This is a genomic window from Maribacter sp. (assembly GCF_049667165.1).
Classification (GTDB): domain Bacteria; phylum Bacteroidota; class Bacteroidia; order Flavobacteriales; family Flavobacteriaceae; genus Maribacter_A.
On sequence record NZ_JBATHS010000434.1, the window covers coordinates 1 to 15,078 of the forward strand.

Here is a 15,078-nt window from a genome sequence, read left to right on the forward strand (position 1 = left end):
GTATCATTGTTGTTAGCTACAAACAACAATTTTCCTTGTTTCTGCTCAATAACCATCATATTACGGACATCCTTGTCGGCAAAAAATCCGGTTTTACTATTTGGCACATAATTAAAACCTCCAGAACCATTTCCTTTTAAAAAGGAGCCGATCCCCGCATCCGCCCTGGTCGTTTCAACTTCTGAGAGGTAATTATTTCCGGCCATAACCAGGTCCTTAATCCCATCCCCATCAAAATCGTCATAAACAATGCTATTGATTAAGGATGACTGAACCTGATTTGTAAAAGGTTCAAAGGCAAAGCCATCGTTGCCTTGATTACGAAATATCCCTGAACGGAATTCAGTGGCTTGATAATGCAAAGCAGATTCTATCCTTTTTCCTACGATTTCCCCAACATCCTTACTGGCAAAATCGGCATAGGTAGGAATTTTTCGTGCCAAGTGCGGAATTTGCTGCGTCATACAGACCTTACCCCTGATGGGAACTTCCCTACCCTCATATTTCTTGGCAAGAATTATATCTGCAGTGCCATTAAGATCAAAATCTGTGGTATAGACATGAAATGGTTCTTCTGGGGATGCATGGAATTTATAGTTAAGCCCCAGATTGCCGGCAATAATATCAAGATCACCATCATGGTCAATATCTTCGATCACAATTCTATTCCACCAACCAACAGCGTTTGAAAGTGTACTGTAGGCATCACTTTTGATCAACGTATTGTTTTGGTTTATAAAAATCTCGATGCCCATCCATTCACCTGTAACCACAAGATCTATGGCCTTATCATTGTTCAGGTCTGCCCAGTAGGCGTCGGTCACCATGCCCACGGTTTCCAGTTCCGGTGCCATTTCTGGCGTAGCGATGCTAAATGTGCCGCCTTCATTCAATAAAAGATAGCTCGTAGGAGGGTAGGGGTATTGGCCTGGAATCACCCTGCCCCCAACGAATAAATCCATATCACCGTCCTTGTCAAAGTCATTTGGGACAACAACGGAACCTGAGGCGGCCATTTTGGGCAATCTATCACTTGCTTTACTAAACGATCCTTTCCCATTGTTCAGGTATAACCTATCTTGTTGATAGCGTGGCCACCCATAAAGTTCGTAACTGCCACTTACAACATATAGATCTTGATCGCCATCGTTATCGGCATCGAAAAAGGCTGCCCCAACATCTTCATGTCCTTTATCCATTTCAAAGTCCTTCATTGTTTTGGCTTTAAAATCCCCATTGTCCTGGCCTAGCCATAATTGCCCGGAAAAACTTCTTGCCCCGCCAAGGTAGATGTCCATTATACCATCATTGTTCACATCCGCTTTGGCAATGGCAGGACCTGTTTGTGACAGTTTATGGGGCAATAAAATCTGTAATTGATAATCGTTGGTGTAGAGGTCCGTATGCTTAAAATCTGATTTTATCAGATCAAAGATCGGTTCATTCTTTTCGGTTGCATTCCCTTCCATTAATGAGGCGTCTGAATAATTAATCGCCAAAAGCTCATTTGTTTTAGGATGCTGTATTATTTGTTTTTTACCATCCAACCAGAGAATTTCAAGCCGTTCAATGGAATCATTTGGGCGTAAGCCAAAATGGATATCGTTCGAAACCGCGGATAAAAACCCCCTTGTATTTACCAATTGTCTGGTTTGTTGCTGACCATTGTTCAAATATATATTGGCGATGACCCCATTTCCGAAAACGTTCTTTTCGGGCCCATTGAATTTTAATTTCAAAAATTTGCCCAGGCCCAATTCAACGGCATTGTTTTTTAAAAGTGTGGCATCATCATTTATGTTGTTTATTATCAAATCTAGGTCTCCATCATTGTCAAAATCAGCATATGCCGCCCCATTGGAAAAAGTGGTTGTAGCATCGGTCCACGTTTTTGAAGTGTCCTCAAAAGTCAGATCCCCTTTATTCCTAAAAAAATAATTCGTCAACTTCTGTTGGGGAAACATTTTGGCAAATTCAAAGAAATCCTCTTTGGTAGGCTTTCTATTATTGTATCTTAAAATCTGTAGTATTTCATTGTTTTTGTCCTTATCGATTACATCCCTAAAAACACCATTGGTCACATAGATGTCGTTAAAGCCATCAAGGTCAAAATCGGCACATAGCAGGGACCAACTCCAATCGGTATCACCCATTCCAGCCATCTTGCTGATTTCACTAAATGTACCATTACCATTGTTAATGTGTAACATATTATGCATGTATTGATAATGATACCCGCCAGCTACCATTGCTTCAAATTTATCAATAGGAGTCATACCCATTGTAGTTTTGGATCTCACATAATCTTCCGGATTCATATCCAAGGTCAATAGATCCAAAAGGCCATCATTGTTCATATCGGCAATATCACCCCCCATACTATTAAAGGACATATGCTTGAACAGTTCGTCCCTGCTTTCTGTGAAGGTGCCATCACCATTGTTCAAAAAAGCAAAGTCGGGAATACCGAAATCATTGTTGACATAAATATCAAGCCATCCATCATTATTGAAATCCGCTATTTCCGGATTCAATCCAAACCCGGTTTCTGGATATATCCCCGCCTTTTTAGATACGTCTGTAAAATGTCCGGTGCCATCATTGTTATATAATCTGTCGCTGCCTCTTTGGACAAGTGTCTCAGGATCGGAACGCAAAGCAACTAAGTCTAGTACTTCGGTTTGTCTTCTGCTGACGATATCTGAGGCGTTGGATACATAAACATCTAAATCGCCGTCATTGTCATAATCAAAAAACAGCGCATTTATGGTTCTATTATCATCCGCTAGACCCAACTCCTCCGCTTTTTCCGTGAACGTCAAATCTCCGTTGTTTATATATAACATATTGGCAAATTCATTGTTGGTGTTAATGGCGCCACCTCTAGACAGATAAATATCCAAATAACCATCATTATTAACATCGACCACAGTCACCCCTGTGTCAAAACCCTCTCTTTTTTCGATACCGGCCTTTTTGGTAATATCCTCGAATTTGAAGTTGCCTTTATTTAAATAGAGCTTATTATCATATGAGTTTGAGGTGAAAAAGATATCCACTAACCCGTCATTATTAAAATCGGCCGTAGCCACCCCTCCACCGATGTAGGTGTAGTTATATTGAAAATAATTGTCATCAAGGGTTTCTTCCAACCTATTCTGAAAATCGATGCCGGAATCGTTCGCGGAAATTGAGGAAAACAACTTTTTCTCTGCGATGCTTCCTGAATTGCCTTCATTAGTACCTGGAGCATCTTTGCATGCATTATTTCCAACCAGAAGGATTAGAAAAATAATGGAGAAGGACACTTTTCTAAAAGTGATAAATCGATTTTTAATTGACATAATTATGGGTTCAAAAGGTAGTGTAATATACAATTAAGTTATGAAGTTCATAACTCAACACAATAGCAGGAATAGGTATTTAATGTTCGATTGTATGGATTGATTTTAAAAATTGATTTTTATGGAAACATAGTGGTGCGATTTGTCAAAAACCTTTACGGTATAGGTTCAAGATAACAAAACTAACCCAATATTTAATGTTCCAAAACTAGAAATAAATCAATTTTACACAGACCTTGGGTAGGGCATGTTTAAGGAGTTCTGGTTGTTGTGTTTCATGTTTGCCTAAGCTTTAGTTTTTTACATCGATCTTTTACAACGTGCCTTTTCCTATCTGCACATGTATTCAAACAACAACATCAGGATATTTATTTGCTTTGGACATCAAGAACGTAGCATTATAATGGCTAAAAGTAGGCCATATTAATTTGATGCTAATTAGAAAATAATTAGCTTCGTTTATCTGAATAAATACCAGTATCCAATAACCCAACGATGTACTAATGGCAAATAAGAAAAGAATTATAAAGTTTACAGTTTTGATCCTTGGTATCGGCCTTTTAGGTGCTGTTCTAAGCTACTATTATTTAATAAATACTTGGGAGAGCTTTGTGTCTGAAAAGGAGTTGACAGAATTTGTGACCAAAGTTAAATATGCCAATGAATTGCCTGAACGATTTTATGAATTGTATGAACAGGAACATCCCAATATTTTATCCTATAGTCTAAATCGCCAAATACGTAGTGGTTTGTTTTCTGGTGATTTTACCAAAAGTCCAAGTCTTTTGGTCGCCATGATTTCGGAAATTAGCCGCAAAGACAATGACAGTACCCGAATATCGAATCGTAAGGCATATACCTTAGCTTGGAAACTGGAGGAAGAAACAACACAAAAAGAATGTTTGAATTGGGCTTTGGAGAACTATAAATTCGATTTATATATACATGGTATCGATGAGGTGTCTAATTTTTATTTCAAAAAAGGAGTTACAGAACTTAGTGATAGGGAATTGAGTGATATCATTGCTTTAATGAAAGAACCCAGTATCGTCAGTGTTCCCGATAGGAAGAATGAAGAAATGTACTGATTGAATTCATAAACAAGCTCTACGTTATTTGATCTTATTCTCTAACTTCACCCAGGATATTTTCGTTGTATCAGATACATGTGATTCTCTAGGGCCAAGATTTAATTTAAAAGCGCCTAAGAACACATCTTTATCACCATCGTTGTCATAATCCGAAACATCTATGGTTTGCCATCTAAAATCGGGAAGTCCCTTAATATATTTTGATATAAAGTTCAATCCTCCTTCATTCGATAAAAACTGGACACTTCTAAATTTCGGATCTGTAAAGTCGCCAAAATTGGAAACCGATAAAATATCGGTATCACCATCCAGATCAAAATCCTCTGCCACAATTTTACTCACCCCATGAATAGGTAAAAAATAATCTTCAGAAAATTCTTTATTTCCCTTGTTCAACAATACCCTCACCCCATGGAAATTTTTAAGCACTATTGATAAATCCGAATTGTCCCCATTACCTATTATAATATCTTTAAGACCATCACCATTCATATCACTTAACTGAAAATCCACAGACCCAAAAGCGGGCTGAAATTGAAACGCCTTTTTGCCTACAAAGGAATTATTTTCATAATCAAAAATCATTATAAGTTCATGCTCTTGGGCAAATAATACTACAATCTCATTCTCCTCATCGGCATCCATATTCGCTATTTCAACCTTTATTGCACCGGACATAGTATAGATCAACCTTTTGGTATAGGTGCCATTCCCCAAATTCTCAAACCAAGAAAAATCCCCAATATTATTTCCATAGCTACACACGAATATATCGTCATATCCATCAAGATTTATATCTTCGATTAAAAAATCTACAGGCCTGGTTAATTCCTCTATAAGATTATCCCCGATTCTCAATTTTCCTTTTGGTTCATCCGAAGGACTAAGGACGCCGATGGTCAACAAGTATTGCAAAGAATCTTTATATATGATTTTAACAGGGGGGCTATCCAATTTTTCTGTAGAAAGTACATCCCCATCCATATCCAAAGTCAATAACCTTGAAGTACTACCATCCCCTAAAAACAAATTTTTGCTTTTTTCGTCATAGGATATCATGGTAATTATAGGTAAAGAATCGACCGCATAGATATGGGGCTCAAAGAGGGTACTATGTTCTTGATCTTGAATAGGGTATTTTGGTATACTGTTCTCAGATTCATTTAAGTAATAATGCACTATTTTATCCCAATCTTCTTGAGGCATTATTGGATTTAAGTTTTTATTTGCTTCCGGATTCCCATAACTATATATCGGACCATGTGCCATTCCAATCTGCAATCCCATATTTGGCAATATTTTTTCACCCCAAACCCTTCTGGGTAAAAGTGTTGGGTCGGGAAATAAATGACAGGATGCACAATACGATTGAGCCAACTTTTCCCCTTCGGCATGTTTGTCTTTTGTAGTACAGCCTAACAAAAACATGAAAAGTCCAATTCCTAAAAACAATTGGGAAATAGACCTGTTCTTATTGTTATTAAAAGGATTCAGCATTCAAAAAGGGTCATAGGTTCTATATCACAAAAGTACATAGTTTATAGGTGAAGACGATCTAAGCAATCAGCTTTTCTTATTTAAAAAATGTGGCTAGCCATACTATCAGACCATATAAAAAAATAACGGTAAGATTGATCAAATATCTTACCGTTATAGGTTAAACTAAACAAACTAACTCAAATTTTAATTGCCCCCCAAATTCGGATTTTGTTCTATTTCCTGTTGTGGTATCGGTGCATAATAATTATCTGTTCCCAAAGAACCTAAAATTGGGTTTTGGGCACTGGTCAATGGTTTTGGAGTGCCTACACCATTTTCGTCATAGGCAGTACCAATCGAGACTTGTGGATCTCTGTCGCCCAATGCTTCTTGAACTTTTTCCTTACGTACTAAATCGTTCCAACGAATAAACTCTCCGGCGAATTCCCATTTTCTTTCTGTAAAGGCAAGATCTTGGATCGAACCGTCACCCGCCGTTAAATCACTTGCATCGGGTGTGTCTATTGGCAAACCTTGTGCCCTTCTATGTACCTTGTTCAAGGCTTCCCAAGCATCGGCCCCGGCAGATCCGGCTTCACCAGAAGCTTCGGCATAAATTAACAAGACCTCGGCATATCTCATGTACAAATCACTTCGAAGGGTTTGGAATTGTGACCAGTCGCCATCGGCCAATTCCCCAACGATTTTTCTAAAAATAGGATTTTGTTGATCCTTGAATTCTTCCCAACGTAGCATTTTGGTTGGGTTGTCAATATCAATAGCACCATTATCCGCCACTGGTAACTCGGCAAAATAGGTAGCGTCTTTCCGAACCCCATCAGGCATATCCTCAAAATAACGGATTTCGGCAAATGTTTCTTGCCACCCGTTTAGACCGGGATCGGAAGGTAATCCTAATTTTCCCATCTTACGATTGGTAAGGTTACCTGCAGAATTACTGTAGGCAATGGTAAAGACACCTTCTTGGGTAAATCGTCCTGCCAATGACCATAATTTGGCCAAATCAGCTTCCAAGCCGAAACCATGGGCTCCTGCATTGTCAATTACTTGCTTGGCCATACCGGCAGCGGCGGCATACTTGGAGTTATCCTTTAATGGAAAACCGGCCCAATCCATATACAATCTGGCCAAAAAGGCTTTAGCGGTTCCTTTGCTCGGTGTTGTAGATCCTATATTTTGACTTTGAACTGGCAATCTAGATTCTGCTTGTAAAAGATCGCTCTCTATTTGCTCAAAAACTTCCAATTGCGTAGCCAAGGCTGGTTGCTGAAAGGGGTCGATCTCCAACACCAAAGGAATTCGACCATGAATACGCATTAAATGATTGAACATGATCGCTCTTAAAAAATACGTTTCTCCAATTAGTCTTTCCTGCTTGTTGGAATCAGGATCGGACAAAGTAACCCCTTCAACACTCTGTAAAACGGTATTTGCGGCGCGGATCATCTCATAGACCTGTTTCCAATTGTCGAATGTTCTAGAATTTTCGGGGGTAACAAATCGTTGGTCATACTCCCTAAAATCCGCCTTATTACTAGCCACGTGGGTTGTAATATCATCCCCAGACCAACCGTTAACGTAAAAGGTCGACATCCAAGCTGCCTTATTCAACTTTCCGTAGATACCGGTAACGCCCAACTCTAACTGAGGCATTGAGCTATACGTCACAACTTGTAACTGTGAACCGGCAGGATCTTCATCCAGATCAAATTGTTCGCAACCAATAAAGGTCACAGCCAAGGTCATAACTGCAATAATTGACAGATGAGCCTTAAAAGATTTATATATATTCCTTGTTTTCATATTTTCGCTTTTTACTTTCAGGTTAACAATTTTTTATTTAAAATCCAACTTTTACTCCCAAGGTATAGGTTCTTGGGTTAGGATACGCTCCCACGTTTATACCAGGGGCAACGTCTGCATTCCCTTGATCCGTTCTTCTAGAGGATAGCTCTGGGTCGTAACCGCTATAATCCGTAATCAAGAATAGGTTTTGGCCACCTGCATACACCTTAATCGATGTATTATCCATGCCTGCAACATCGTTAAATGTATATCCTATAGTAAGGTTACTCAATCTAACAAAATCACCTTTTTCGACATATCTGGACGAATTGAACAACTGTACCGTTGCTGGAATATCGGTTTCATTACTAGGGGTCCACTGATTAACTTGGTCCGAAGCCATAAAACTTCTGGAATCTCCTGCTCCACCTGTAATCTGTGCCTGTGCTAAATTGTAGATATCAAAACCATGTGTTCCATTCAGGAAAATATTTACATCAAAATTTTTGTAGGTAATCGTATTATTGAAACCCCATGTTAAGGTAGGTGTACCATTGCCAATAGCACCAAAAACAACCTCACCATCGGCATCTCGTAAGTATTTGGCATCACCTGGGACTTTACCAAAAGTCGCTGCCGCCGCTGCCTCAGAACTTTTCCAGGTTCCTAGGAAAGTTGCCCCATTAAATTGACCTAGTGGCTCTCCTAGTTCTATAATATTAGCCCTTCTGGCTTGTCCGCCCGGTACTTGAAATGAACCTTCAATGACCTCAAGGTCATTAAATAATTGGGTAACTTCATTTTTAACGTACGACACTGCTACATTCGCATTCCAGTTGAGATTTTCGTTTTGGACAATATCGTAACCTAGAGCTACATCAAAACCATAATTTTCAACCTCCCCTATATTTCTGTTCACATTTCCTCCACCATTTGTTCCTGAAACGGGTACATTTAGAAGTAAATCAGACGTTAGTTTTTTATACCCATCAATACTGAAGTTACCTCTACCTTCACTAAACCCTACATCTATACCAACGTTAGTTTGGGTGGTAGTTTCCCAAGTAAGATCTTCATTGGCAAAACTGGTTATAAAGGAACCTGGAGACGGGGTTCCTCCAGTATAGGCGTAAATATTACTTCCTAAATTGGCAAAGGTGCCATAGGTGTCAACACCTTGGTTACCTACCTGGCCCCAACCGGCCCTCAACTTTAGGTTATTGATAAAACCAGAATTGTCTTCGGCGTTAATGATGGTATAACCTGCCGCAATGGATGGGAAGAAACCCCATTTTTTACCTGGTCTAAAAACAGAGGTGCCATCATATCGTCCTGTAGCGGTAATAGAAAAATTATTAGCAAGGATATACTCTGCACGCAACATATAAGAGGATAGCTCCCTTTCATTAAAATCGTTGCCAATGTCGAACCCACCAGCTGTTTCCGCAAAATAAAAACCGTTGGGTAATAGCAGGTTATCTGCATTGTACCTATTAAATTGAGTTTTTGAATTCTGATATTCCTGTACCCCTGTCAATTTGATATCATGGGTATCGCCAAATACTTTTTGCCAAGTGAAGATGTTACTTATTTGATATGATGTGAACTTATTGGTGCTGAAATTTGCATCTGGAATATCATCGAGACCTTCTACAGCATATCTTTGAACATTATAATTGTTCATTTGGGAACCGGCAACCAACGTATAGCTGAAATTATCGGTGATTTGATAGGTTGCATTTAAGGCGGTGCTTAACCGTTCTTCAACATCACTTACTGCTGTTTCATTTATGGTTAACATTGGGTTCAAGTTCAAAGAAGCGATACCTTTTAATGAACGTCTATTATAATTGCCATTGGCATCATAAATCGGTGTTGTTGGATCCCAAGTCAATGCCTTAGACATCAAACTTCCTTGTCCGTTGCCAAAAGACTCAAAATTATTTTTCTTCTCCCCTCGGCTACCGAATATATTAAGACTTACTTTGAATTTATCACTAATTTGGGCGCCTATGTTCGATCTAAGGGATAATTGCTGATATCCGGTATTGACGACAATACCTTCCTCATCCCTATAATTCCCAGATAGGAAATAATTTATATTTCCTTCAGAACCACTGGCAGAAAGCTGTAAATTTTTACTGAAACCGGTCCTTAATATCTCATCTTGATAATTAGTCCCGCCATTTCTATCCAGTTCCGCAATTTCGGCATCTGTAAAGGTCGGGTTTTGACCAATACTTAATTTTCTGATATTTTCAATTCTCGCGAATGTACCCACATCATCAGCTAGGGTTGGCAATAAATCCCGAACTTGGGATACTGTTGTGAAAAAATCAACATTGATTTTCCCTTTTCCAGAACCTTTTTTGGTGGTTACAAGTATAACACCATTAGAACCCCTAACCCCATAAATTGCAGTTGCGGAAGCATCTTTCAATACGTCCATGGAAGCAATATCGTTTGGGTTAAGTGTGCTAAGGTCTCCTCCTAAAACACCATCAATAACAACCAAAGGGTCGTTATTTCCTGTAATGGAGTTAACACCCCTAATACGTACCTTAATACCGGCACCTGGCGCCCCGTTGGCCTTAGCTACGGTTACACCTGCGGCCCTACCTTGCAATGCCTCATCGACCCTTGTCAAAGGTTGGTTTTCAAAAGATTTGGACGTAACACGTGAAACGGCACCTGTGACATCCTTTTTCTTAGCGGTACCATATCCAATTACGATGACTTCTTCCAATTGGCTAGCATCTTCGACTAATTGTACATTAATAGTGGTTTGGTTGCCAACCGTGATTCTTTGGGTTGCATAACCTAGGTAGGAAATTGACAGCACATCCGATGGGCTAGCTGGGATGCTAAAATTACCATCAAAGTCGGATTGTGTACCTGTGGTTGTACCTACTACCAAAATATTGGCTCCAGGAACACCTTGGCCATTTTCATCAGTAACGGTCCCCGTTATAGTTTGTTGGGCAAAAGAAAATTGCATACCCAAGATTGCGAGAAAAAGCCCCGTTAGGAAACATTTTCTCATGAATCTAGCAAATTGTTGTTTCATAATCATTTTAGTTTTAGTTGATTAAAGTTTCGAGTTAAATAGTTATTTGGTATTTGAATGCGAAAATTAAGAATCTATTAACGTTTATTTATGGATTGTAACTTGACAAGAACTTGACAATGGTTAAAAAACCGACTCCTAAATCAGTTGAAAACCCATTAGGGCACGATGCTTTCAAGTTTTTAATAGGCTCAATCATAAAATTATCTTAGAGGTACTCGTTTTAAAAAATGGCGTTTGTCCAGTATTTTGATTCTACGCTGTAAATATTATTCAATGCAATCTCTTAAATGGAATCAAATGATTTTATATGTAGAACATATGATTTGAACTAGAGGAAAAATGCCTTGTGCTCTTATTCGACTTATAATATCATAATAATAGTATGCAATTATTGACCATCATAAAATAAAGGGATATAATCATTAACAGATATGCATTCTTTATCTTGCGTTAACACTATTTTAACCTTATTTAATTCTATGGGGTATAGACCTTATATTAAATCCAGGAAAATGAAGAATAGGTGTGCTCAGTACCTAACCATAACCACTATTGGTTGCATTTAATTAGTAGCGGCCATACTTCTGTAGCTGTGTACGATGATATTGGGTAAGTTACAAACAAAATGGGTATTATGCTGCCTATTTCAATTCCAGGTGTTCTAGCCCTGAATTTGATTTTCTCTATTTTCTTTTGGTTTAATTCAAAAATTCAATGTGGCGCCTTACCAACCGAACTTTTTCGTTTAGCCATTCAGGATTACACTCCTTAATGGCAGTACTGCTTACGATGTAGGAGAAGTTATATTATCAGTAGTTAGGCTCAGATGTTTCTTCGAATAAACTTGGATGATTCAAGGATTTAGATGCACACCACTTACATACTGAGTCCAAAAGGGCACATGCTAACAAGCTATTAAATTAATCAACGCTAAAAGGGCCTGGCCGAAGGCAAACTATCCTTAAAAAAAAATAACGGCAAGATTTAACTAAAATCTTGCCGTTATGGGTAAACTAACTCAAACTAATTCAAACTAACTCAAATTCTCAATTCGCTAAATTCGGATTTCTAGCAACTGCATCAGCAGGGATGGGGGCCAAATAATTAGTGGTCTCAAGGCTGCCAATGATCGGGTTGTGTTCAGGAATAGGTCCACTGACGTTATCCCTTACCGAGAGTACTTCCTGTACTTTTTCCCTTCTCATCAGATCATACCACCTCACGTATTCCCCAGCAAACTCCCATTTGCGCTCTTCGAATGCTAATTCAGCGATATCGCCAGAGGTAACATCCACACTCGGGTCGGGCGTTGCAAAAGGCAACCCTGCAGCCCTACGACGAATCATATTCAATGCTTCCCATGCTTCGGGCGTATCATTGCCTGAAAGACCGGAGGCCTCAGCATAGATCAACAATATCTCTGCATAGCGCATAATAAAGTCATTTCGCTCCGTTTCAAATGAACCGGGTGATAAATCTCCTATAGGGCCGACTATTTTCGAAAAAACGGGACTTTTCTGTGCATTGAATTCTGTCCAATCCAAGTCCGTTCTATAAGTCGCTTCTTTCCTAGGTCCTTCAGGGAAATCTTCAAAGAATTTGATTTCAGCAAAGGTTTCATTCCATCCTCCTAAATCGGCCGGTAATCCTAATCTTGCAAATTTTCTATTCGCTATACTAAGATTGGCACAAGAAGTACAATACACCAAAGTATAAAGTGACTCCTTGTTGAACCGATTTGCCACTTTCCATAAATCTTCGAGATTATCGACCAAGCCGAAACCATAGGTCCCCGCATTATCCATGACTTGTTTTGCACTTGCAGCCGCATTGGTATATTTGCCAGTATCCTTTATAGGAAATCCTGCCCAGTCCATATACAAACGTGCCAATAACGCTCTGGCCGATCCCTTGTTGGGTCTTGGAGCACCTGGTTGAACGCCAGGATATACATTTGGAAGTCTTGCTTCCGCTTCTAACAAGTCGGATTCAATTTGTGCGTACACTTCTTCGATTGAAGCCCTTGATATATTTGGATCAGGAAATTTAGTTAATGGCAATGGAATTCTACCATGTACTCTTGCTAATTGATTAAACAAAATACCCCTTAAAAAATAGGCTTCACCAATTTGCCGTTGTAATACTTCTTGATCTATTCCATCAAAACCAACCAAACCTGCTGAACGATCCAGTACCCCATTAATAGCATTTACCGCATCATAAATTGCATTCCAGTTTTGTAATAATCTATTGTTGGAAGACAACACTGCTCTTTGGTCAAATTCCCTAAAATCAGCTTTATTAAGGGCCCTATGGGTGGTCATATCATCACCTGCCCATGCTGGCGCATAAAAGGTTGTCATACGTGCCGCTAGAACTACCTGACTGTACACACCACCAATTCCTTTATCCATTTCTTCCAGACTTCCAAAAGATTCGGGCGGTAAGTCAAACTCAGTTGGGTCAGGATCAAGATCCGCACAACCTTGGACAATAAGACTCGCCGTGAATAAAAGGAACAATGCGAAGAAAGGTGTACTTTTTACAACTTTTTTTATATTAATTGTTTTCATATTATGTTTTTTTATCGTGAATTTTTAGAATGTTACTTTAACTCCAATGGTTCCTGTTCTAGGGTTAGGATACGCCCCTATATCAATTCCTGCTCCGGCATCAGGGTTAGCGGATACGCCAGCATCTGTTCTAACCGATGACGACACCTCGGGATCATAACCACTATAGTCAGTTATTAAAAATAAATTCTGTCCACTCGCATATAATTGAATGCTACTTATTCCTTTAATCAAACCTTCATCAAAGGTATACCCTAATTTAAGGTTGCTTAATCTCACAAAATCACCTTTTTCAACCCAACGTGAACTATTCAATACATTTCCTGTGCCCGCTCTTGGAATATCAGTTTCGTTTTCAGGTGTCCATCGATCATATACCGTTGGGGAAAGGTTACTTCTATTACCCCCATTGCCGCTAATTGTAGCCAATACTTGGTTGTATACATCAAACCCAAAAGATCCATTTAAAAAGATGTTGAGGTCCCAGTTTTTGTAAGTAAATGTATTATTCAATCCAAAAGTCACATCAGGAATACCACTACCGATAGTTTGGAACTCACGTTCATTGTTTTCATCCAGCGCGAATTTTTCATCTCCTGGCACCGCTATCGGCGCCCCATCGGTATCGGTTGGTATATTGTCGGTCGTTTTCCACGTGCCTAGCGCTCTATACCCCCAGAATGTACCCAAGGGTTCACCTATTTTTATTACATTAAGTTTAATTCCTCCGCCACCTATACCATTGACATTACCAACGATAAATTCTTCATCACCGGTCAATTTAGTCACTTCGTTTTTAATTTTGGAAACCGCTAAATTGGCATCCCAAGTAAAATTGTCATTTTGTATAATCGTTGCGGATAATGAGAAATCAATCCCTTTATTATTGACCTCACCGGCATTTATAAAGGTTCTAATAGATGTTCCGGGGACTATAGTTTGAAGTAAAAGGTCTTCGGTATCCTTGTTAAAGAAGTCAATAGATCCACTTAATCGATTATTAAACAACCCGAAATCAACTCCCACATTGGTCTGTGTTGTTGTTTCCCAAGTTAAATTAGGGTTTCCTTCCTGATTCTGGACTTCACCGGTTTGTGATGTTACACCATCGATACTATAGATTCCTGCACCGTCGTTTGTTGAGAATCTTGCTGAGGCATTTATATTTTGATTTCCAACCTTACCCCAACCTGCCCTTAATTTTAAAGAGGAGAACGTATCGCTGTTTTGTATAAAATCTTTATTGGCAAAATTCAAAGCTATGGCACCCGAAGGGAAAGTTCCCGTTCTATTCCCTTTTGCAAATCTAGAAGATTCATCGACCCTCATAGAACCTGTTACATATAGGAAACCGTCATAGTTATACTGTGCGCGACCTAAATAGGATTGTATGGCGGATTGACTACCCGAATTGGCAAAATTTTCAGCACTACCATTATCCGCTAAATATAGCCCACCAACATTTTGATCGGCCGCGAAATAACCGTTGTTCAGTGCGCGAGCCCCCTGAAATTCATAAACCCCGGTAACATCCAAACTATTTTTACCGAATTCTTTATTCCAATTTAAAATATTACTCACCTGATGTGAGGTATTCTTAAAATTATTAAAGGAAACATTGTTGAATCCTACAAGTTCTGGATCGCCTTCTACCCTAAAAGATTCAGTATTGCTATTAATTGTAGATACTGCAGCTATAACGGTATAACTTAAGT

The 15,078-nt window shown here is 39.1% G+C and carries 7 protein-coding genes; 1 reads left to right on the forward strand and 6 read right to left on the reverse strand.

Annotated elements, in window-relative coordinates:
- The coding region (locus WBM98_RS19180) for a VCBS repeat-containing protein (protein ID WP_424367627.1) at nt 1-3,344 on the reverse strand (3,344 nt) is incomplete at its 3' end.
- Nucleotides 3,345-3,847: 503 nt separating this feature from the next.
- On the opposite strand from WBM98_RS19180, the gene WBM98_RS19185 reads away from it, so the two are divergent.
- On the forward strand, nt 3,848-4,432 hold the full coding sequence (locus tag WBM98_RS19185) for a transglycosylase domain-containing protein (protein ID WP_424367628.1): 585 nt from the start codon (nt 3,848-3,850) through the stop codon (nt 4,430-4,432).
- A gap of 24 nt (nt 4,433-4,456) precedes the next feature.
- Here the strand turns inward: WBM98_RS19185 and WBM98_RS19190 are convergent, their stop codons facing one another.
- From WBM98_RS19190 to WBM98_RS19210, 5 genes are all read right to left on the reverse strand, one after another.
- Nucleotides 4,457-5,932 (reverse strand): FG-GAP repeat domain-containing protein, encoded by a 1,476-nt coding sequence (locus tag WBM98_RS19190; protein ID WP_424367629.1) that lies wholly within the window; start codon nt 5,930-5,932, stop codon nt 4,457-4,459.
- Between the two features lie 186 nt (nt 5,933-6,118).
- Complete coding sequence (locus tag WBM98_RS19195; protein WP_424367630.1) at nt 6,119-7,738, reverse strand: RagB/SusD family nutrient uptake outer membrane protein; 1,620 nt, start codon at nt 7,736-7,738, stop codon at nt 6,119-6,121.
- Nucleotides 7,739-7,775: 37 nt separating this feature from the next.
- Nucleotides 7,776-10,787, reverse strand: coding sequence for a SusC/RagA family TonB-linked outer membrane protein (locus WBM98_RS19200; protein WP_424367631.1), 3,012 nt, complete (start codon nt 10,785-10,787; stop codon nt 7,776-7,778).
- A gap of 1,049 nt (nt 10,788-11,836) precedes the next feature.
- On the reverse strand, nt 11,837-13,363 hold the full coding sequence (locus tag WBM98_RS19205; RefSeq protein ID WP_424367632.1) for a RagB/SusD family nutrient uptake outer membrane protein: 1,527 nt from the start codon (nt 13,361-13,363) through the stop codon (nt 11,837-11,839).
- A 24-nt stretch (nt 13,364-13,387) separates the two neighbouring features.
- A partial coding sequence (locus WBM98_RS19210; protein ID WP_424367633.1) for a SusC/RagA family TonB-linked outer membrane protein occupies nt 13,388-15,078 on the reverse strand: 1,691 nt, incomplete at its 5' end.